Raw genomic sequence first — 19359 nt, 5'->3', positions numbered from 1 at the left:
GTTTTATGGCATTGCTTGAGATCTGTTGTTACAGCATGGAGTGTGCCGTGACCGCGCAGGCGCGTGGTGCCGATCGCATTGAATTCTGTGCGGCCCCGAAAGAGGGCGGGCTGACCCCCTCTTATGGCGTGCTGAAATCGGTGCGTCAGGCGGTGACCATCCCGGTGCACCCGATTATTCGTCCGCGCGGCGGGGATTTTTGCTACAGCACCGGCGAATTTAACGCCATGCTGGAGGATATCGCCCTTCTGAAGCAGCTGGGTTTCCCGGGGCTGGTAACCGGCCTGCTGAATGAGGACGGCCATATCGATATGCCGCGCATGCGCCAGATTATGGCCGCCGCGCAGGGGATGGCGGTAACTTTTCATCGCGCCTTCGATATGTGCGTAAACCCACAGCAAGCCTTTGAAAATCTGGCGGAACTGGGGGTGGCGAGGGTGCTTACTTCGGGCCAACAAGCCTCTGCCGAAAAAGGTATTTCATTAATTAAGGAACTAAAAGCGCAATCAGGTGTTCCAATAATAATGGCAGGTGCTGGCGTTCGCGCCGCTAACCTGGAAACGTTTTTACAGGCAGGGGTATTCGAGCTTCACAGCTCGGCAGGCAGATGGTTGCCGTCACCCATGCGCTATCGCAACACAGGCTTGTCGATGTCGACGGATGCCGAAGCGGATGAGTATTCCCGCTATGGCGTGGACGGAGAGTCGGTTGCAGAGATGAAGGCGATAATCGAAAGGTATTGTCGTTAAAACAGTTTTTACCGCGCATCATGTCGCCCAACATGATGCTTGTTTGTACCAGGCCCCTGCAATTTCAACAGGGGTCTTTTTTTGTCCACAGTTTTTGTAGGCCGGGTAAGGCGCAGCCGCCACCACCCGGCTAAACGCTACGGTTTGGTGGCAATCAACACCGCACGTACTGGCGCCGGATAACCTTCAATGGTTTTGCTGCTGTCATTCGGGTCGAGGAACTCGGCCAGCGACTCGGTGGTCATCCACTCGGTGCGGCGCTGCTCTTCGGTGGTGGTGACGCAGACGTCTGCGATACGGATATCAACAAAGCCACACTTCGCCAGCCAGTTTTTCAGCGCCAGCGCCGACGGGATAAAGTAAACGTTACGCATCTGCGCATAACGATCGCCCGGCACCAGCACCGCATTTTCATCGCCTTCAATGACCAGCGTCTCCAGCACCAGCTCACCGCCGCTGACCAGCTGATCTTTCAACTGCCAGAGGTGTTCCAGCGGGGAACGACGGTGATAGAGCACGCCCATCGAGAAGACGGTATCAAACGCCGCCAGCGCCGGAAGCTGCTCAATGCCCAGCGGTAACAGGTGCGCGCGCTGGTCGTTGCCCAGCAGTTTGCGCACCGCTTCGAACTGACACAGGAACAGCTGCATCGGATCAATCCCGACCGCCAGATGGGCGCCCGCGCCGATCATGCGCCACAGGTGATACCCGCTACCGCAGCCCACATCCAGAATGGTGCGCCCGGTTAAGTCGGACAGGTGCGGCAACACGCGATCCCATTTCCAGTCCGAATGCCATTCAGTATCGATATTCATGCCGTACAGGGAGAACGGCCCTTTACGCCACGGCATCAGATTGCGCATCAGCTTGTCGAGACGCACCATCTGACCTTCGCTCAGCGGCGCTTCGCTTTCGGCGGTGACGCTGTGCAGCAGATCCAGTTTGTACGGGGTCATCTCCGGCAGAAATTCAACCGCGTTGCTCCACTGCTTAAACTGACCGTGCAGGGACTCGCGCTGCCAGGAAGCGATCTGCGCCGGCAGGGTTTCCAGCCAGTGCGACAGGTGATTTTTAGCAATCAGCTGATAAAAGTTACCGAAATCGATCATGCGTTACCGCCTTTTAGCGCCACCAGAGAGCCAAAGTTAAAGCACTGGAACCACAGCTCGCTGTGCTCGAATCCGGCCTTGTGCAGGCGGGCTTTGTGGGCTTCGACCGAGTCGGTCAGCATCACGTTCTCCAGCATGCTGCGCTTCTGGCTGATCTCCAGTTCGCTGTAGCCGTTGGCCCGCTTGAAATCGTGGTGCATGTTGAACAGCAGCTCACCAACGGTGGCATCTTCGAAGCTGAATTTCTCCGACAGCACCAGCGCGCCGCCAGGGTTCAGCCCCTGATAAATTTTGTCCAGCAACAGCTGACGATCGTCGGGCTCCAGGAATTGCAGGGTAAAATTCAGCACCACCATTGAGGCGTTTTTAATCTCGATATGGCGGATATCGCCTTCGATCACGTCAACCGGGGTGGGGGCTTTCCAGGCGTCGATATGACGGCGGCAGCGTTCAACCATCGCCGGTGAATTGTCGACGGCGATGATGTTACACCCGTCGTGCTTGATGTTACGACGAACCGACAGCGTGGCCGCGCCCAGCGAACATCCCAGATCGTAGACCTGCGTGTCGGGCTGAACAAAGCGTTCCGCCAGCATGCCGATCATGGAGATGATATTGGAGTAGCCGGGAACCGAGCGCTGGATCATATCCGGGAAGACTTCAGCTACCCGTTCATCGAAGGTCCAGTCGCCCAGACTGGCGATAGGCGCAGAAAAAAGCGTGTCGCGATCTGACATAACGTAAAAATCCGGGAAAAATAAAGGGGCGTATTGTGCGCTAATGCAATGAGAAAACCAACTCCCACGGCATATACCACAGGTTAGCCAGCACCATTAGCACAAGCGAACACCAGGTGGCGCTCATGCCGGAGCGGCGCCAGCGGAACAGGCGTTGATGAAGGCCGTAGTAGTGCATCAGGCGTCCAAGGATCAGCAGCAGGCCGCAGACATGCAACATCCAGGTCTCAGCGCCGTTCATTTCCATAAACAACAGCAAAATCAGGGCAGCCGGAATGTATTCCACCGCATTGCCATGAATGCGGATCGCGGTTTGCAGCTCCGAAAACCCGCCATCTCCATAAGAGACGCGGTACAACATCCGCAGGCGCGCAACATCGAACGAAAACTTAATTAACAGCAACGCACCCAGCACCGCATACAGCGCGCAAACCATACAAACTCCCTGTTTTTTGGCAGATGGCACTTCTATGATAGGGGCTGGGATCAGAAAAGAGAAGATTGTTGCGGAATGTTAGGGGCGTCGCCCATCGACGGCGCCACGTCCCGCAAGGCTTGCCAGAGAGCATCGACCAGTTCAGGCGCCTGAGCAATATCGGGAGTATGTAAAAAAAGATAAGGCGTACCGGCCTGTTCCCACTTCGCCAGGGTTTGCAGCCAGACGGCAAACAGCGCCTGGTTTTGCACCATATTGTCGCTGCCGATAAAGCGCACCATCGGATTGCTGGCAGTCATCACCGCATGTACCGGCACCTTCGGTTTTTTGCGCTGGGCGTCGATGATCGCCTCGTTGTGCGGGCTGGCGGCATGCACCGGACGGCTGTCGAGGATGGTTCTATTGACACCGCGCTCATGCAGACCACGGTTGAGCGCTTGCTCCGCCTCGCCTTTCATAAAGAACTCAGGATGACGAACTTCCACGCCGTAGGTAAATTCCCGGGGCAGGGCGTCAAGAAACTGCCATAGCGCGGGCAGATCGCGGGGGCCAAAGGTGGCAGGAAGCTGAACCCAGTACTGGCCGATGCGGTTCGCCAGCGGCGACAGCCGGGTGAAAAACTCTTCGGTAAGATCGTCGCAGTTGCGCAGCGCGGCCTGATGGGAAATGGTGGCCGGGAATTTAAAGCAGAAGCGAAAGTCGTCGCTGGTCTGCTCCCGCCAGCGCGCCACCACGTCGGCCTTCGGCAGGGCGTACAGCGTCGTGTTGCCCTCCACACAGTTAAAGTGGCGAGCGTACTCCTCAAGACCGGTAATGCCCAGTCGCACCCATTTCGGGTGCGACCATTGGGGTAACCCCAGATAGATCATAGCGCGTTGATAATCTCTTCAGTGCTGCGCACCCGGGCAATGCGCGGGAAAATATGGGTCATACTGGCCTGGTGCTGCTCGGTAGTGGCCGTGCTGCAGGCATCTTCGGCGATCACCAGATTAAAACCCAGCTCCCAGGCGTTGCGCGCGGTGGACTCTACGCCAATGTTGGTGGCGATCCCGCACAGAATTATAGTGTCGATCCCGCGACGGCGCAGCTGTAACTCCAGATCGGTGCCGTAGAAGGCGCCCCACTGGCGTTTGGTCACTTCAATATCGCTGTCCTGCTTGCCGAGTGACAGCGGATAGTCCCACCAGTTATCCGGCAGGGCATGGGCCGCGCCCTGGGCATCGACAGGCTGCTTCAGCGCCTCGGCGAAGTCTGCGGACCAGCCTACGCGGACCATCACTACCGGGGAACCGTTGGCGCGGCATTTTTCTGCCAGACGGGCGCTGCGGCTGACCACCTCCTGTGCCGTATGCGGGCCACCGGCAAAGGGCAGGATCCCTTCCTGTAAATCAATGACTACCAGGGCGGTTTTAGCGGCGTCGAATGTCAACATGGTTTTTCCTGTTAAATAGTTAGCGTGGTGAATACCTTACGCTGCCATGGCGTGTTCCGGGCCTGATATTTTTGTTAATTTTTGTGAGAATATGCAAGATGCGAGCAGCAATCGCGCGTCTGGCGCGCTTCTCTCTTATCGTCTGGCGGAATTTCCAGTATAATAGCCGCCTTTTTTCATCCAGTTTGAAATACAAAAAGCTGCGACCTTGTAGCCTGCGGCTAAGTTAAGGGATATCTCATGCGTACAGAATATTGCGGGCAGCTGCGTCAGTCCCACGTCGGACAGCAGGTGACCCTGTGTGGTTGGGTTAACCGTCGTCGTGATCTTGGCAGCCTTATCTTTATCGATATGCGCGACCGCGAAGGCATCGTGCAGGTATTTTTCGATCCAGATCGTGCCGACGCGTTAAAGCTGGCCTCTGAGCTGCGTAATGAGTTCTGCATCCAGGTGACCGGCACCGTGCGTGCGCGTGACGAAAAGAACATCAACAGCGACATGGCGACTGGCGAAGTTGAAGTGCTGGCGACCGATCTGACCATTATCAACCGTTCAGAATCACTGCCGCTGGATTTCAACCACGTCAATACCGAAGAAGCGCGTCTGAAATTCCGCTACCTCGACCTGCGTCGCCCTGAAATGGCCGATCGCCTGAAAACCCGTGCCAAAATCACCAGCCTGGTACGCCGCTTTATGGACGATCACGGTTTCCTCGATATTGAAACCCCGATGCTGACCAAAGCGACCCCGGAAGGCGCGCGTGACTACCTCGTGCCATCCCGTGTGCATAAAGGCAAATTCTACGCGCTGCCACAGTCTCCTCAGCTGTTCAAACAGCTGCTGATGATGTCCGGCTTCGACCGTTACTATCAGATCGTTAAATGCTTCCGCGACGAAGATCTACGTGCTGACCGTCAGCCTGAATTTACCCAGATCGACGTCGAGACCTCTTTCATGACCGCCGAGCAGGTGCGTGAAGTGATGGAAGCGCTGGTACGCAGCCTGTGGCTGGACGTGAAGGGTGTGGATCTGGGCGACTTCCCGATCATGACCTTCGCCGAAGCCGAGCGTCGCTACGGTTCCGACAAACCAGACCTGCGTAACCCGATGGAGCTGGTAGACGTTGCTGACCTGGTGAAAGAGGTTGAGTTCGCGGTCTTCTCCGGTCCGGCTAACGATGCGAAAGGCCGCGTGGCTGCCCTGCGTGTACCGGGTGGCGCGAGCTTAAGCCGTAAGCAGATCGACGACTACGGCAACTTCATCAAGATTTATGGCGCGAAAGGCCTGGCTTACATCAAAGTCACCGAGCGCGCGAAAGGCATTGAAGGCATCACCAGCCCGGTGGCCAAATTCCTCAATGCTGAGATCGTTGAATCCATTCTGGCGCGTACTGAAGCCCAGGACGGGGACATGATCTTCTTCGGCGCGGACAACAAGAAAGTGGTGGCCGACTCCATGGGCGCGCTGCGTCTGAAACTGGGTAAAGATCTGAACCTGACCGACGAAGCCAAATGGGCGCCGCTGTGGGTTATCGACTTCCCAATGTTTGAAGACGACGGCGAAGGCGGCCTGACCGCAATGCACCACCCGTTCACCTCGGCAAAAGAGATGAGCGCGGCAGAGCTGAAAGCGGCACCGGAAGATGCGGTGGCGAACGCCTACGACATGGTCATCAACGGCTACGAAGTGGGCGGCGGTTCCGTGCGTATTCACAGCATGGAAATGCAGCAGACGGTGTTCGGTATTCTGGGTATCAATGAACAGGAACAGCGCGAGAAGTTCGGCTTCCTGCTGGATGCCCTGAAGTACGGTACTCCACCGCACGCAGGTCTGGCCTTTGGTCTGGATCGCCTGACCATGCTGCTGACCGGCACCGACAACATCCGTGACGTTATCGCCTTCCCGAAAACCACCGCCGCTGCCTGTCTGATGACCGAAGCGCCAAGCTTTGCTAACCCAACCTCCCTGAGCGAGCTGGGTATCGAAGTGGTGAAAAAGGAAGAGAAAAACTGATATGACATATAAGCTTCCCGTTTCTGTCTTAGTTGTCATTTATGCCCAGGACACGAAGCGGGTGCTGATGTTGCAGCGGCGCGACGATCCCGCGTTCTGGCAGTCGGTTACCGGCAGCCTGGAAGAGGGTGAAACCGCGCTGCAGGCCGCCGCGCGCGAAGTAAAGGAAGAGGTCACCATTGATGTTGCTCGCGAGCAACTGACCCTGAAGGACTGTCAGCGCACGGTGGATTTTGAAATTTTTAGCCATTTACGTCATCGCTATGCGCCGGGGACTGAACGCAATACGGAATCCTGGTTCTGCCTTGCGCTTCCTCACGAGCGGGAGATCGTGTTCACCGAACACCTGACCTACCGCTGGGTTAACGCGGCCGAGGCCGCAACGTTAACCAAGTCGTGGAGCAACCGGCAGGCGATTGAAGAATTTGTAATTAACGCCGCCTGAGAGGGCGCGCTTTTTGGAGAACTTTTTATGGCAGGTCATAGTAAGTGGGCCAACACCAAACACCGCAAAGCGGCACAGGATGCCAAACGCGGTAAGATCTTTACCAAAATCATTCGTGAGCTGGTGACGGCTGCCCGTCTGGGCGGCGGCGATGCGGCCTCCAACCCACGTCTGCGTGCGGCGATCGATAAAGCGCTGAGCAACAACATGACGCGTGACACCCTGAACCGTGCTATCGCCCGTGGCGTAGGCGGCGACGATGACGCGAACATGGAAACCATCATTTATGAAGGTTACGGCCCAGGCGGCACCGCGGTGATGATTGAGTGCCTGTCCGATAACCGTAACCGTACCGTTGCCGAAGTGCGTCACGCCTTCACCAAAACCGGTGGCAACCTGGGTACCGACGGTTCCGTAGCCTACCTGTTCAGCAAAAAAGGGGTGATCTCCTTCGAGAAAGGCGACGAAGACGCGATCATGGAAGCGGCGCTGGAAGCGGGTGCTGAAGACGTGGTGACTTACGACGACGGCGCGATTGATGTCTATACCGCATGGGAAGAGATGGGCGCGGTGCGTGATGCCCTGGAAGCAGCAGGCCTGAAAGCCGACGCGGCTGAAGTCACCATGATCCCGTCCACCAAAGCGGACATGGATGCGGAAACCGCACCGAAACTGCTGCGTCTGATCGACATGCTCGAAGATTGCGACGATGTGCAGGAAGTTTACCACAACGGTGAAATCTCCGACGAGGTTGCGGCAACGCTGTAATGGCTGAGCTTAAACCGACAACCGGAGAGGCGTGATGGCAATTATCCTCGGCATTGACCCGGGCTCACGCATCACCGGTTATGGCGTTATTCGCCAGGTCGGGCGTCAGTTGACCTACCTGGGCAGCGGCTGTATCCGTACCAAAGTAGAGGATCTGCCGTCGCGCCTGAAGCTTATCTACGCAGGCGTGACGGAGATCATCACCCAGTTCCAGCCGGACTTTTTCGCCATCGAACAGGTGTTTATGGCGAAGAATGCCGACTCGGCGCTGAAGCTCGGTCAGGCCCGCGGCGTGGCGATTGTCGCGGCGATGAATCAGGATCTGCCGGTATTCGAATACGCCGCGCGACAGGTTAAGCAAACCGTGGTGGGAAATGGCGGGGCAGATAAAAGCCAGGTGCAGCACATGGTGCGTACCTTGCTGAAGCTGCCGGCCAATCCGCAGGCGGATGCCGCCGATGCGCTGGCCATCGCGATAACCCACTGCCACGTTACCCAGAACGCGATGCAAATAAGCGAATCGCGGCTCAATCTGGCGCGAGGTCGATTACGCTAAATGAAAAATCAGGCTGGATGTTTATCCAGCCTTTTTTTATGATGGCAGCGGTAAATTTTAGTTCTTAACGCAGGAGCGTCACGTGATAGGCAGACTCAGAGGCATCATCCTCGAAAAACAACCCCCGATAGTGCTGCTTGAGACCGGAGGCGTGGGCTATGAAGTGCATATGCCGATGACCTGTTTCTACGAACTGCCGGAAGTGGGACAAGAAGCGATAATTTTTACCCACTTTATCGTTCGTGAAGATGCTCAGCTGCTGTTTGGCTTTAATAACAAACAGGAACGTACGCTGTTTAAAGAGCTGATTAAGACCAACGGCGTCGGTCCAAAACTGGCGCTGGCGATCCTCTCCGGGATGTCGGCGCAGCAGTTCGTGAATGCCGTTGAGCGTGAAGAGCTGGCGGCGTTGGTGAAACTCCCTGGCATCGGCAAGAAAACGGCCGAGCGCCTGATTGTCGAGATGAAAGACCGATTTAAAGGCCTGCACGGCGATCTGTTTACGCCAGCAGCCGATCTGGTCCTGACTTCCCCTGCTGGTCCGACTGACGATGATGCGGAGCAGGAAGCGGTTGCCGCGCTGGTGGCGCTGGGCTATAAACCTCAGGAAGCGAGCCGGATGGTCAGCAAAATTGCGAAACCGGACGCCACCAGTGAAACCCTGATTCGTGAAGCGCTGCGCGCCGCATTGTGAGGTAAAGGATGATTGAAGCAGACCGTCTGGTCTCGGCAGGCAACGTTCAGGCAGAAGATCTGGTGGACCGTGCGATCCGCCCGAAGCTGCTGGATGAGTATATTGGCCAGCCGCAGGTGCGCTCGCAGATGGAGATCTTTATCCAGGCAGCTAAACTTCGCGGTGACGCCCTCGATCACCTGCTGATTTTCGGCCCACCAGGGCTGGGGAAAACCACCCTCGCCAATATTGTCGCCAATGAGATGGGCGTCAATCTGCGCACCACTTCCGGTCCGGTGCTGGAGAAGGCCGGCGATCTGGCGGCGATGCTGACCAACCTCGAACCCCACGATGTGCTGTTTATCGATGAGATCCACCGTCTTTCACCGGTGGTGGAAGAGGTGCTCTATCCGGCGATGGAAGACTACCAGCTGGATATCATGATTGGCGAAGGCCCGGCCGCGCGCTCGATTAAGATCGATCTGCCGCCGTTCACTCTGATTGGCGCTACCACCCGTGCGGGCTCGTTAACCTCGCCGCTGCGCGATCGTTTTGGCATCGTCCAGCGACTGGAGTTTTATCAGGTGCCCGATCTCCAGCACATCGTCAGCCGTAGCGCGCGCTATATGGGGCTGGAGATGAGCGAGGAGGGGGCCTTTGAAGTGGCGAAGCGTTCCCGTGGTACGCCGCGTATCGCCAACCGTCTCCTGCGCAGGGTGCGTGATTTTGCCGAAGTGAAGCACGACGGCACTATTTCGCTGGATATCGCCGCCCAGGCGCTGGATATGTTAAATGTGGATGCCGAAGGCTTTGACTATATGGACCGCAAGCTGCTGCTGGCGGTGCTGGACAAGTTCTTTGGCGGGCCGGTGGGGCTGGATAACCTGGCGGCAGCCATTGGTGAAGAGCGGGAAACTATTGAAGATGTGCTGGAGCCGTACCTGATCCAGCAGGGCTTTTTGCAGCGTACGCCACGCGGGCGCATGGCGACGGTGCGGGCCTGGGATCACTTCGGTATTACGCCGCCGGAGATGCCGTAAATTTATAGGCCCGGTAAGCGTAGCGCCACCGGGCAACGCCATCAGCTGGCAGGCTTCTTCATCATGCTAAGGATAAACAGCGCAGCCGCACACAGCACCACCGACGGTCCGGCAGGGGTGTCGTAAAACGCCGAGAAGGTTAACCCTCCGGTTACCGCAATCATTCCCACGCCTACGGCCACTCCGGCCATCTGCTCCGGCGTGCGGGCAAAACGGCGCGCGGTGGCGGCAGGAATAATCAGCAGCGACGTAATAATTAACGCCCCGACAAACTTCATCGCCACGCCAATGGTCAGTGCGGTCACCAGCATCAGCAGCAGCTTGACGCGCTGCAGCTTCACGCCATCCACAAAGGCTAAATCCGGGCTAATGGTCATCGCCAGCAGGTTTCGCCATTGCCACAGCAGGATAGCCAGCACGATCACCACCCCGATGGCGATGGCGATCAGATCGTCCGGCGTCACCGCCAGCAGGTCGCCAAACAGATAGGCCATCAGATCCACGCGGATGTTGGACATCAGGCTCACCACTACCAGACCCAGGGACAGGGCGCTGTGCGCCATGATCCCGAGCAGGGTATCCACCGCCAGGTGCGGGCGCTTTTCCAGCCACACCAGACCGGCGGCCAGCAGCAGCGTCACCACAATCACCGCATAGAATGGATTGACATCCAGCAGTAAGCCAAATGCTACCCCCAGCAGGGAGGCGTGGGCGAGGGTATCGCCAAAGTAGGACATCCGGCGCCAGACGACAAACGAGCCCAGTGGACCCGCCGCGCAGGCGAGCATCATCCCGGCCAGCCAGCCGGGCAATAAGAGTTCAATCATGAGTTACCGTTTCCCCGGCGCAGGACAATGCGGCCCTGCAAATCATGGCGGTGGTTGTGATGGTGGCGATAAATGCCCAGCTGTTCGGCGCCGCGAGGGCCAAACATCGAGATAAACTCAGGGTGCATGGAGACCACTTCCGGTGTGCCAGAGCAGCAGATGTGATGGTTGAGACAGAGCACTTCGTCCGTTTTCGCCATCACCAGATGCAGGTCGTGCGACACCATCAGCACGGCGCAGTCCAGCTCTTTACGCAGCTGATCGATCAGGTCATACAGCGCCACCTGACCGTTGACGTCCACACCCTGGGTCGGCTCATCGAGCACCAGCAGCTGCGGCCTGTTCAGCAGGGCGCGGGCCAGCAGCACGCGCTGGGTCTCGCCGCCGGAAAGCTTTTGCAGAGGCGCTTCGATCAGATGTCCGGCCTGCACGCGCTTGAGAGCCGGAAGAATGTCCTCTTTACGCGTGTCGGGACGCAGACGCAGGAAACGGCTGACCGTTAACGGGAGAGTGGCGTCCAGATGCAGCTTCTGCGGCACATAGCCGATGCGCAGCTGCCGGTCACGCTTGATAAGGCCGCTGTCGGGTGCTACCAGGCCCAGCACCACGCGCACCAGCGTTGATTTACCCGCGCCGTTTGGGCCGAGTAGCGTCAGAATTTTGCCGGGCTTCAAATCCAGCGAAACGTCAGAGAGGACGCGGCGCTGACCGAATGAAACCGAAATGTTTTCGAGAGATACCAGATTCGTCATATCAATTTTATGCTTGCAGAAGTCATCGAATGTTATAATATCACATTCCACCAACTCATTACGATGAATAGTCGCATTATGTTACAGAAAAATACGCTTCTTTTCGCAGCATTATCCGCTGCCCTTTGGGGTTCAACAGCACAAGATGTTAACGCCGCCGTTGTCGCTTCGCTAAAGCCGCTCGGTTTTATCGCATCCGCTATCGCCGACGGAGTGACAGAAACCCAGGTATTACTGCCTGATGGCGCCTCAGAACACGACTATTCCCTGCGTCCTTCAGATGTAAAACGCTTACAAAACGCAGACTTAGTGGTCTGGATTGGTCCGGAGATGGAAGCCTTCATGCAGAAATCCGCCAATCAGTTGCCGGCAGCCAAACAGGTTAGCATCGCTAATCTTCCTGGTGTGAAACCGCTTCTCATGAAAGGGTCTGATGATGACGATCATGACCACGATCACGGGGCGGCCGAAGGCGAAAAAGGTGACGAGCATCACCATCACGGTGACTACAATATGCACCTCTGGCTTTCCCCTGAGATAGCGCGCCTTTCGGCGGTTGCAATCCACGAAAAATTAGTGGAACTTATGCCGCAAAGTCGAGCCAAACTTGACGCCAACCTGAAGGATTTTGAGGCACAACTTGCCGCAACCGACAAGCAGGTGGGTACCGAGCTCGCACCACTGAAAGGTAAAGGATATTTCGTTTTTCATGATGCCTATGGCTACTACGAAAAACACTACGGTCTCACGCCGCTTGGCCATTTCACCGTCAATCCAGAGATTCAACCCGGTGCGCAGCGTTTACATGAAATCAGAACACAGTTGGTTGAGCAGAAAGCGTCCTGCGTTTTTGCTGAGCCACAGTTCAGGCCAGCGGTCGTTGAAGCCGTGGCAAGGGGTACGTCCGTGCGTATGGGCACCCTTGACCCACTGGGAACCTCTATCCAGTTGAGCAAAGCGAGTTATTCGCAGTTTCTCAGCCAACTGGCGAACCAGTATGCGAGCTGCCTGAAAGGAGATTAACGAGGAAGTGAATACGTGCAACAGATAGCCCGCTCTGTCGCCCTGGCATTTAATAATCTGCCCCGGCCCCACCGCGTCATGCTGGGGTCGCTTACTGTTCTCACCTTAGCGGTCGCCGTCTGGCGGCCCTATGTTTATCACCCGAATTCCACGCCAGTTATCAAGACCATCGAACTGGAAAGAAACGAAATCCGCTCACTGTTACCCGAAGCCAGTGAACCTATCGACCAGGCCCCGCAGGAAGAAGAAGCTATTCCGCAGGATGAACTGGATGACAAAATCGCCCCTGAAAGTGGCGTCCATGAATATGTGGTTTCAACTGGCGATACCTTAAGCAGCGTGCTTAACCAGTACGGTATCGATATGGGTGAAATCAGCCGGCTTGCTGCCGCGGATAAAGATCTGCGTAACCTGAAAATTGGTCAGCAGCTCTCATGGACCCTGACCGACAGCGGCGATTTACAGCGCCTGACCTGGGAAGTCTCCCGTCGTGAAACCCGCACCTACGATCGTGCTGATAACGGTTTCAAGATGAGCAGTGAAATGCAGCAGGGCGACTGGGTTAACAACGCCCTTAAAGGCACCTTAAGCGGCGGTAGCTTCGTTGCCAGCGCGCGTGATGCAGGGCTGACCAGCGGTGAAATCAGTTCGGTGATCAAAGCCATGCAGTGGCAGATGGACTTCCGTAAGCTGAAAAAAGGCGACGCCTGGTCGGTGCTGATGTCCCGCGAAATGCTGGACGGCAAGCGTGAGCAGAGTCAGCTGCTTGGGGTTCGTCTACGCTCTGACGGTAAAGATTACTATGCGATCCGTGCCGAAGACGGCAAATTCTACGATCGCAACGGTACCGGGCTGGCGAAAGGTTTCTTACGCTTCCCGACCTCGAAACAGTTCCGCGTCTCGTCGAACTTCAACCCGCGCCGTCTGAACCCGGTCACCGGTCGCGTGGCCCCGCACCGTGGTGTGGATTTCGCCATGCCGCAGGGGACACCGGTTCTGGCGGTGGGTGATGGCGAAGTGGTCATGGCAAAACGCAGCGGTGCTGCAGGCTATTACGTTGCCGTGCGTCACGGGCGGACCTACACCACCCGCTATATGCACCTGCGTAAGATGTTGGTGAAGCCGGGCCAGAAGGTAAAACGTGGCGATCGTATTGCGCTGTCGGGCAACACCGGTCGTTCTACCGGCCCGCATCTGCACTATGAAGTATGGATCAACCAGCAGGCGGTCAACCCGTTAACGGCGAAGCTGCCGCGTACCGAGGGGCTGACCGGCAAAGACCGCAGCGACTATCTGGCGCAGGTCAAAGAGGTTATTCCGCAGCTCAGTATTGATTAATACTGCAGCGATAAAAGCCGGGGCGTTACTGCACCGGCTTTTTCTTTTGTGCCTTACGCATGGCCTCGCTAAACTAACGCATTACTCTTTTACGTGTCACCCGCCCTGGAAAAAGCATGGAAACCCAAAAAAACAACAGTGAATACATTCCTGAATTTGAGAAGTCCTTTCGTCATCCGCGCTTCTGGGGCGCCTGGCTGGGTGTATATGCCTTTGCGGGTATTGCGATGCTTCCCGCGTCCGTGCGCGACCCGCTGCTCGGTAAAGTGGGCCGTCTGGCGGGCAAGCTGGGTAAAAGCGCCCGCCGTCGCGCACAGATAAATCTCTTCTACTGCTTCCCGGAGAAGAGCGAGGCGGAGCGTGAAGCCATCATCGATGAGATGTTTACCACCGCGCCGCAGGCGATGGCGATGATGGGCGAGCTGGCGATACGCGGGCCGGAAAAGGTCGCCAGTCGCGTTGACTGGAAAGGGCTGGAGATCATCGAGGAGATGCGTCGCAATGACGAAAAGGTGATCTTCCTGGTGCCACACGGCTGGGGCGTGGATATTCCGGCGATGCTGATGGCGTCGCAGGGGCAGAAAATGGCGGCTATGTTCCACAACCAGGGGAACAAGGTCTTCGATTATGTCTGGAACACGGTGCGTCGCCGCTTTGGCGGCCGCCTGCATGCGCGTAACGACGGCATCAAACCCTTTATCAAGTCCGTACGCCAGGGCTACTGGGGCTACTACCTCCCGGATCAGGATCACGGGCCGGAGCACAGCGAGTTTGTCGATTTCTTCGCCACCTATAAGGCGACGCTGCCCGCCATTGGCCGGTTGATGAAGGTATGCCAGGCGCGGGTGATCCCGTTATTCCCGATTTACGATGGCAAAACGCATCGTCTGACGATTGAAGTGCGCCCGCCGATGGACGATCTGCTTACCGCCGACGACAACACCATTGCGCACAGGATGAACGAAGAGGTAGAGATTCTGGTGGGGCCGCATGCGGAGCAATACACCTGGATCCTGAAACTACTGAAGACGCGCAAGCCGGGCGAGAAAGAGCCGTATAAGCGCAAAGAGCTGTATCCGAAGAAATAAAAATACCCCTCACCCTGACCCTCTCCCCAATGGGGAGAGGGAAAAGTCACGTAGGCCGGGTAAGCGCAGCGCCACCCGGCAAAACAGCCGACTTATTCGACGGTCATCACGCGGGTGGTGTTGGTTGAGCCGATGGTGCTCATTACATCGCCCTGGGTCACGATAACGATATCCCCGGAGACCAGATAGCCTTTGTCGCGCAGCAGGTTCACGGCGTCGTTCGCCGCGGCCACGCCATCACTGTTGCTGTCGAAGAACACCGGCGTCACGCCGCGATACAGCGCGGTCAGGTTCAGGGTGCGCTCATGACGGGACATAGCGAAGATCGGCAGGCCGGAGCTGATACGCGAGGTCATCAGCGCGGTGCGGCCGGATTCGGTCATGGTGATGATCGCGGTCACGCCCTTCAGGTGGTTAGCGGCATACATCGCCGACATCGCAATGGCTTCTTCGACGTTGTCGAACTGAATGTCCAGACGGTGCTTGGAGACGTTGATGCTTGGGATCTTCTCTGCACCCAGGCAGACGCGCGCCATCGCGGCCACGGTTTCCGCCGGATACTGGCCGGCAGCGGTTTCGGCTGACAGCATTACCGCATCGGTACCGTCGAGCACGGCGTTGGCCACGTCCATCACTTCCGCACGGGTCGGCATTGGGTTAGTGATCATCGACTCCATCATCTGGGTTGCAGTGATCACGGAGCGGTTAAGCTGACGGGCACGGCGGATCAGCGCCTTCTGAATCCCCACCAGTTCCGGGTCGCCAATCTCAACGCCAAGGTCACCACGGGCCACCATCACCACGTCAGAGGCGAGGATGATGTCATCCATTGCATCCTGGCTGCAGACCGCTTCAGCACGTTCCACTTTGGCGACGATTTTGGCATCGCAACCTGCGTCACGCGCCAGACGGCGAGCGTAGTTCAGATCTTCGCCGCAGCGCGGGAAGGAGACGGCCAGGTAGTCCACGCCAATCTCAGCCGCAGTGAGAATATCGGCTTTGTCTTTTTCGGTCAGGGCTTCGGCAGAGAGACCGCCGCCCAGTTTGTTAATGCCTTTATTGTTGGAGAGCGGGCCGCCAACGGTCACTTCGGTGAACACCTTCATGCCCTGAACTTCCAGCACTTTCAGCTGAACGCGACCGTCGTCGAGCAGCAGGATATCGCCTGGCACCACGTCAGCAGGCAGGCCTTTATAGTCGATCCCCACTTTCTCTTTATCGCCTTCGCCTTTGCTCAGGTTGGCGTCGAGCAGGAACTTGTCACCGATATTGAGGAAAACTTTGCCTTCTTTGAAGGTCGATACGCGGATTTTGGGACCCTGCAGGTCACCGAGAATAGCTACATGACGTCCCAGTTTTGCCGCGATCTCACGGACCTTATCTGCACGTAATTTATGATCTTCCGGTGTGCCGTGCGAAAAGTTCATACGTACCACGTTGGCGCCTGCTGCGATGATTTTCTCGAGATTATTATCGCGGTCAGTAGCCGGGCCTAAGGTGGTAACGATCTTGGTTCTGCGAAGCCTTCTGGACATGTAATACTCCGTTGTCTGAAACAACCTGGTGTTGCGTGAACGATGATTCGGCACGTTGTCCGCCGTAATACACACTGGCAACTTACCGAATGCCGAAAAAAGTAACAACTTTATCAGTGACGATCAGGGAACTTCACCCTTGATGAACAACTCTTTATCAAAACGCGATTCCTTAAGCGCTTCTTTGACACGCTTCAAGTTATCTCTGAATTTCGCCCCGCGGCGCAGGGTAAAGCCGGTGGCCAGCACGTCGATGACGGTCAGCTGCGCCAGACGCGACACCATCGGCATATAGATATCGGTGTCTTCCGGCACGTCGAGGGTGATCGCCAGCGTCGCTTCACGTGCCAGCGGCGTACCGGTGGTGGTGAGGGCAATCACCATGGCATCGTTTTCACGCGCCAGCTGGGCCAGTTCGACCAGACTCTTGGTGCGACCAGTATGCGATATCAGCACCACCACGTCATCTTCGTTACAATTCATACAACTCATGCGTTGCAGCACGATGTCGTCGGAATAGATAACCGGGACATTAAAGCGAAAAAATTTATTCATTGCATCGTGAGCGACGGCGGCTGACGACCCGAGACCAAAGAAGGCGATCTTCTTGGCCTGAGTCAGCAGGTCGACGGCCCGATTAACCGATCCCATATCCAGCGACTGGCGGACCTGGTCCAGGGTAGCCATCGCCGATTCAAAGATTTTGCCGGTGTAGGCCTCCACGCTGTCGTCTTCATCGACATTGCGGTTTACATAGGGCGTGCCGTTAGCCAGACTTTGCGCCAGATGCAGTTTAAAATCGGGATAGCCACGCGTCTCCATGCTGCGGCAGAAGCGGTTAACGGTCGGTTCGCTGACCCCCGACTCCTGGGCCAGAGTGGCGATGCTGGAATGAATGGCCTGAGCCGGGGCGGCGAGAATTACTTCAGCCACTTTTCGCTCGGATTTGCTAAGGTGTTCCAGTTGAAACTGGATTTTTTCCAGCATGTTCATTATTAACACGGCGCTCATCGGTGGAAACGATTTCATTAAGGGGTGAAATCGCGATTCGAATTAGCAAGAATATACCCCTGTGATGTGCCGAAAAGGGCAAACCCCGACAAAAATGTTGTTGTTTTTTTTCATTACTTGATCGCTGTCGGATTTTAGCAACGGCCTGGCAGAACAAAGTTTCACCCATTTGACCTTTATAACCCTGCGCGGGGCTATTGCCTGGCGAAATATCGCCGTATCGCACGCGAGGATAAGTGCAAATGGTTTCGGGAATGACATAAAAGCAGTAGAGTGCATGTAATAAAATTACAACGATATTCTGGCAAAAGCACCAGGGTATCCAACTGAGGAGAATGACATGGCGGTAACGCAAACAGCCCAGGCATGTGACCTGGTCATTTTCGGCGCGAAAGGCGATCTTGCACGCCGTAAATTGCTGCCTTCCCTGTATCAACTGGAAAAAGCGGGTCAAATCCACCCGGAGACGCGCATCCTGGGCGTGGGCCGTGCCGACTGGGATAAAGACGCGTATACCAAAGTGGTGCGCGAAGCGCTGGAAACTTTCATGAAGGAGAAGATCGATGAAAGTTTGTGGGATACGCTGAGTGGACGTCTCGATTTCTGCAACCTCGACGTGAACGACACCTCGGCCTTTTCTGAACTGGGCGCGATGCTCGATCAGAAAAATCGCGTCACCATCAACTATTTCGCTATGCCGCCAAGCACCTTTGGCGCCATCTGCAAAGGGCTCGGCGAAGCCAAACTGAACGCCAAGCCTGCACGCGTGGTAATGGAAAAACCGCTGGGTACCTCGCTGGCGACCTCCCGTGAAATCAACGACCAGGTCGGGGAATACTTCGAAGAGTGCCAGGTTTACCGTATCGACCACTACCTCGGTAAAGAGACGGTGCTGAACCTGCTGGCGCTGCGTTTCGCCAACTCCCTGTTTGTGAACAACTGGGATAACCGCACCATCGATCACGTGGAGATCACCGTGGCGGAAGAGGTGGGGATTGAAGGTCGCTGGGGTTACTTTGACCAGGCCGGTCAGATGCGCGACATGATCCAGAACCACCTGCTGCAAATCCTCTGCATGATCGCCATGGCACCGCCGTCAGATCTCTCCGCAGACAGCATTCGCGATGAGAAAGTAAAAGTGCTGAAGTCCCTGCGCCGCATCGATCGCTCCAACGTGCGTGAAAAAACGGTTCGCGGCCAGTACACCGCCGGTTTTGCCCAGGGTAAAAAAGTGCCTGGCTATCTGGAAGAAGAGGGTGCGAATAAAACCAGCAGTACCGAAACTTTCGTCGCCATCCGCGTGGATATCGATAACTGGCGCTGGGCGGGCGTGCCGTTCTACCTGCGTACCGGTAAGCGTCTGCCAGCCAAATGCTCTGAAGTGGTGGTCTACTTTAAGAATCCGGAACTGAACCTGTTCAAAGAGTCCTGGCAGGAGCTGCCGCAGAATAAACTGACCATTCGTCTGCAGCCGGACGAGGGCGTGGATATTCAGGTGCTGAACAAGGTGCCTGGCCTGGATCACAAGCACAACCTGCAGACCACCAAGCTGGATCTGAGCTACTCCGAAACCTTCAACCAGAACCATCTGGCTGATGCCTACGAACGTCTGCTGCTGGAAACCATGCGTGGCATCCAGGCGCTGTTTGTGCGCCGTGACGAAGTGGAAGAGGCGTGGAAGTGGGTTGACTCCATCACCGAAGCCTGGGCTGCGGATCAGGATGCACCGAAACCGTATCAGGCGGGTACCTGGGGGCCGGTTGCCTCTGTGGCAATGATCACCCGTGATGGCCGTTCCTGGAACGAGTTTGAGTAACCTGGCCGTTA

General features: G+C 56.6%; 20 protein-coding genes. 11 read left to right on the top strand and 9 right to left on the bottom strand.

Annotated elements, in window-relative coordinates:
* The first annotated feature begins 5 nt into the window (after window positions 1-5).
* Window positions 6-749 carry a copper homeostasis protein CutC gene (cutC, locus tag SOM40_RS14435; RefSeq protein WP_320530234.1) on the top strand — a complete coding sequence of 248 codons (744 nt, stop codon included), beginning with the start codon at window positions 6-8 and terminating at the stop codon, window positions 747-749.
* A 137-nt stretch (window positions 750-886) separates the two neighbouring features.
* Here cutC and cmoB read toward each other — a convergent pair whose 3' ends face one another.
* Genes cmoB through SOM40_RS14410 form a run of 5 tightly spaced genes read right to left on the bottom strand, consistent with a single transcriptional unit; the run spans window position 887 to window position 4463 of the window.
* Complete coding sequence (gene cmoB / locus SOM40_RS14430; protein WP_106993337.1) at window positions 887-1858, bottom strand: tRNA 5-methoxyuridine(34)/uridine 5-oxyacetic acid(34) synthase CmoB; 972 nt, start codon at window positions 1856-1858, stop codon at window positions 887-889.
* The gene (cmoA, locus tag SOM40_RS14425; protein WP_225758531.1) at window positions 1855-2595 is read right to left on the bottom strand and encodes a carboxy-S-adenosyl-L-methionine synthase CmoA; all 741 of its coding nucleotides are present in this window, start codon (window positions 2593-2595) and stop codon (window positions 1855-1857) included. Before cmoA ends, cmoB begins: the two co-directional genes overlap by 4 nt.
* 40 nt (window positions 2596-2635) lie before the next feature.
* Window positions 2636-3031, bottom strand: coding sequence for an MAPEG family protein (locus SOM40_RS14420; protein ID WP_106993335.1), 396 nt, complete (start codon window positions 3029-3031; stop codon window positions 2636-2638).
* 50 nt (window positions 3032-3081) lie between these two features.
* On the bottom strand, window positions 3082-3900 hold the full coding sequence (locus SOM40_RS14415; protein WP_261644030.1) for a DUF72 domain-containing protein: 819 nt from the start codon (window positions 3898-3900) through the stop codon (window positions 3082-3084).
* Window positions 3897-4463: a hydrolase gene (locus SOM40_RS14410; RefSeq protein ID WP_320530233.1), complete on the bottom strand. Its 567-nt coding sequence runs from the start codon at window positions 4461-4463 to the stop codon at window positions 3897-3899. The genes SOM40_RS14415 and SOM40_RS14410 overlap by 4 nt, the downstream gene beginning before the upstream one ends.
* A 240-nt stretch (window positions 4464-4703) precedes the next feature.
* Here SOM40_RS14410 and aspS point away from each other — a divergent pair, with 240 nt between their 5' ends.
* The 6 genes from aspS (at window position 4704) to ruvB (ending at window position 9958) form a co-directional block, all read left to right on the top strand.
* A complete protein-coding gene (gene aspS, locus SOM40_RS14405; protein WP_320530232.1) occupies window positions 4704-6476 on the top strand; it encodes an aspartate--tRNA ligase in 1773 nt (590 codons plus the stop codon).
* Between the two features lies 1 nt (window position 6477).
* Window positions 6478-6921, top strand: coding sequence for a dihydroneopterin triphosphate diphosphatase (gene nudB, locus SOM40_RS14400; RefSeq protein WP_106993331.1), 444 nt, complete (start codon window positions 6478-6480; stop codon window positions 6919-6921).
* 27 nt (window positions 6922-6948) lie between these two features.
* Window positions 6949-7689 carry a YebC/PmpR family DNA-binding transcriptional regulator gene (locus tag SOM40_RS14395; RefSeq protein WP_106993330.1) on the top strand — a complete coding sequence of 247 codons (741 nt, stop codon included), beginning with the start codon at window positions 6949-6951 and terminating at the stop codon, window positions 7687-7689.
* 34 nt (window positions 7690-7723) lie between these two features.
* Window positions 7724-8245, top strand: a complete 522-nt coding sequence (ruvC, locus tag SOM40_RS14390; protein WP_106993329.1) for a crossover junction endodeoxyribonuclease RuvC — start codon at window positions 7724-7726, stop codon at window positions 8243-8245.
* Window positions 8246-8327: 82 nt separating this feature from the next.
* Window positions 8328-8939 (top strand): Holliday junction branch migration protein RuvA, encoded by a 612-nt coding sequence (gene ruvA, locus SOM40_RS14385; protein WP_106993328.1) that lies wholly within the window; start codon window positions 8328-8330, stop codon window positions 8937-8939.
* Window positions 8940-8947: 8 nt separating this feature from the next.
* Window positions 8948-9958: a Holliday junction branch migration DNA helicase RuvB gene (ruvB, locus tag SOM40_RS14380; RefSeq protein ID WP_106993327.1), complete on the top strand. Its 1011-nt coding sequence runs from the start codon at window positions 8948-8950 to the stop codon at window positions 9956-9958.
* Between the two features lie 41 nt (window positions 9959-9999).
* Here the strand turns inward: ruvB and znuB are convergent, their stop codons facing one another.
* The gene (gene znuB / locus SOM40_RS14375) at window positions 10000-10785 is read right to left on the bottom strand and encodes a zinc ABC transporter permease subunit ZnuB (RefSeq protein ID WP_261644024.1); all 786 of its coding nucleotides are present in this window, start codon (window positions 10783-10785) and stop codon (window positions 10000-10002) included.
* Entirely contained in the window at window positions 10782-11537 is a 756-nt protein-coding gene (gene znuC / locus SOM40_RS14370; protein ID WP_106993325.1) for a zinc ABC transporter ATP-binding protein ZnuC, read from the bottom strand. The genes znuB and znuC overlap by 4 nt, the downstream gene beginning before the upstream one ends.
* A 78-nt stretch (window positions 11538-11615) precedes the next feature.
* Here znuC and znuA point away from each other — a divergent pair, with 78 nt between their 5' ends.
* The 3 genes from znuA (at window position 11616) to lpxM (ending at window position 14986) form a co-directional block, all read left to right on the top strand.
* Window positions 11616-12560, top strand: coding sequence for a zinc ABC transporter substrate-binding protein ZnuA (gene znuA, locus SOM40_RS14365; protein WP_166182787.1), 945 nt, complete (start codon window positions 11616-11618; stop codon window positions 12558-12560).
* A gap of 15 nt (window positions 12561-12575) precedes the next feature.
* Window positions 12576-13898, top strand: a complete 1323-nt coding sequence (mepM, locus tag SOM40_RS14360; protein ID WP_106993324.1) for a murein DD-endopeptidase MepM — start codon at window positions 12576-12578, stop codon at window positions 13896-13898.
* 116 nt (window positions 13899-14014) lie between these two features.
* Entirely contained in the window at window positions 14015-14986 is a 972-nt protein-coding gene (gene lpxM, locus SOM40_RS14355) for a lauroyl-Kdo(2)-lipid IV(A) myristoyltransferase (RefSeq protein ID WP_320530231.1), read from the top strand.
* A gap of 92 nt (window positions 14987-15078) precedes the next feature.
* Here lpxM and pyk read toward each other — a convergent pair whose 3' ends face one another.
* Both pyk and SOM40_RS14345 read right to left on the bottom strand, forming a co-directional pair.
* A complete protein-coding gene (gene pyk / locus SOM40_RS14350) occupies window positions 15079-16521 on the bottom strand; it encodes a pyruvate kinase (RefSeq protein ID WP_106993322.1) in 1443 nt (480 codons plus the stop codon).
* Between the two features lie 123 nt (window positions 16522-16644).
* Entirely contained in the window at window positions 16645-17550 is a 906-nt protein-coding gene (locus SOM40_RS14345) for a MurR/RpiR family transcriptional regulator (protein WP_106993321.1), read from the bottom strand.
* Between the two features lie 322 nt (window positions 17551-17872).
* On the opposite strand from SOM40_RS14345, the gene zwf reads away from it, so the two are divergent.
* Entirely contained in the window at window positions 17873-19348 is a 1476-nt protein-coding gene (gene zwf / locus SOM40_RS14340; protein ID WP_106993320.1) for a glucose-6-phosphate dehydrogenase, read from the top strand.
* The last annotated feature ends 11 nt before the right edge of the window (window positions 19349-19359 follow it).

The sequence above is a fragment of the Leclercia sp. CFBP8987 genome (assembly GCF_034044995.2).
Classification (GTDB): domain Bacteria; phylum Pseudomonadota; class Gammaproteobacteria; order Enterobacterales; family Enterobacteriaceae; genus Enterobacter; species Enterobacter tamurae.
Note: the sequence above shows the minus strand (reverse complement) of the source record. Positions and strands in the feature narration are given on the sequence as shown.

What these genes read in the sequence shown, in the direction of transcription:
- cutC (WP_320530234.1), top strand. Translation starts at nt 6, where the DNA reads ATGGCATTGCTTGAGATCTGTTGTTACAGCATGGAGTGTGCCGTGACC.
- cmoB (WP_106993337.1), bottom strand. Translation starts at nt 1,858, where the DNA reads ATGATCGATTTCGGTAACTTTTATCAGCTGATTGCTAAAAATCACCTG.
- cmoA (WP_225758531.1), bottom strand. Translation starts at nt 2,595, where the DNA reads ATGTCAGATCGCGACACGCTTTTTTCTGCGCCTATCGCCAGTCTGGGC.
- SOM40_RS14420 (WP_106993335.1), bottom strand. Translation starts at nt 3,031, where the DNA reads ATGGTTTGCGCGCTGTATGCGGTGCTGGGTGCGTTGCTGTTAATTAAG.
- SOM40_RS14415 (WP_261644030.1), bottom strand. Translation starts at nt 3,900, where the DNA reads ATGATCTATCTGGGGTTACCCCAATGGTCGCACCCGAAATGGGTGCGA.
- SOM40_RS14410 (WP_320530233.1), bottom strand. Translation starts at nt 4,463, where the DNA reads ATGTTGACATTCGACGCCGCTAAAACCGCCCTGGTAGTCATTGATTTA.
- aspS (WP_320530232.1), top strand. Translation starts at nt 4,704, where the DNA reads ATGCGTACAGAATATTGCGGGCAGCTGCGTCAGTCCCACGTCGGACAG.
- nudB (WP_106993331.1), top strand. Translation starts at nt 6,478, where the DNA reads ATGACATATAAGCTTCCCGTTTCTGTCTTAGTTGTCATTTATGCCCAG.
- SOM40_RS14395 (WP_106993330.1), top strand. Translation starts at nt 6,949, where the DNA reads ATGGCAGGTCATAGTAAGTGGGCCAACACCAAACACCGCAAAGCGGCA.
- ruvC (WP_106993329.1), top strand. Translation starts at nt 7,724, where the DNA reads ATGGCAATTATCCTCGGCATTGACCCGGGCTCACGCATCACCGGTTAT.
- ruvB (WP_106993327.1), top strand. Translation starts at nt 8,948, where the DNA reads ATGATTGAAGCAGACCGTCTGGTCTCGGCAGGCAACGTTCAGGCAGAA.
- znuB (WP_261644024.1), bottom strand. Translation starts at nt 10,785, where the DNA reads ATGATTGAACTCTTATTGCCCGGCTGGCTGGCCGGGATGATGCTCGCC.
- znuC (WP_106993325.1), bottom strand. Translation starts at nt 11,537, where the DNA reads ATGACGAATCTGGTATCTCTCGAAAACATTTCGGTTTCATTCGGTCAG.
- znuA (WP_166182787.1), top strand. Translation starts at nt 11,616, where the DNA reads ATGTTACAGAAAAATACGCTTCTTTTCGCAGCATTATCCGCTGCCCTT.
- lpxM (WP_320530231.1), top strand. Translation starts at nt 14,015, where the DNA reads ATGGAAACCCAAAAAAACAACAGTGAATACATTCCTGAATTTGAGAAG.
- pyk (WP_106993322.1), bottom strand. Translation starts at nt 16,521, where the DNA reads ATGTCCAGAAGGCTTCGCAGAACCAAGATCGTTACCACCTTAGGCCCG.
- SOM40_RS14345 (WP_106993321.1), bottom strand. Translation starts at nt 17,550, where the DNA reads ATGAAATCGTTTCCACCGATGAGCGCCGTGTTAATAATGAACATGCTG.
- zwf (WP_106993320.1), top strand. Translation starts at nt 17,873, where the DNA reads ATGGCGGTAACGCAAACAGCCCAGGCATGTGACCTGGTCATTTTCGGC.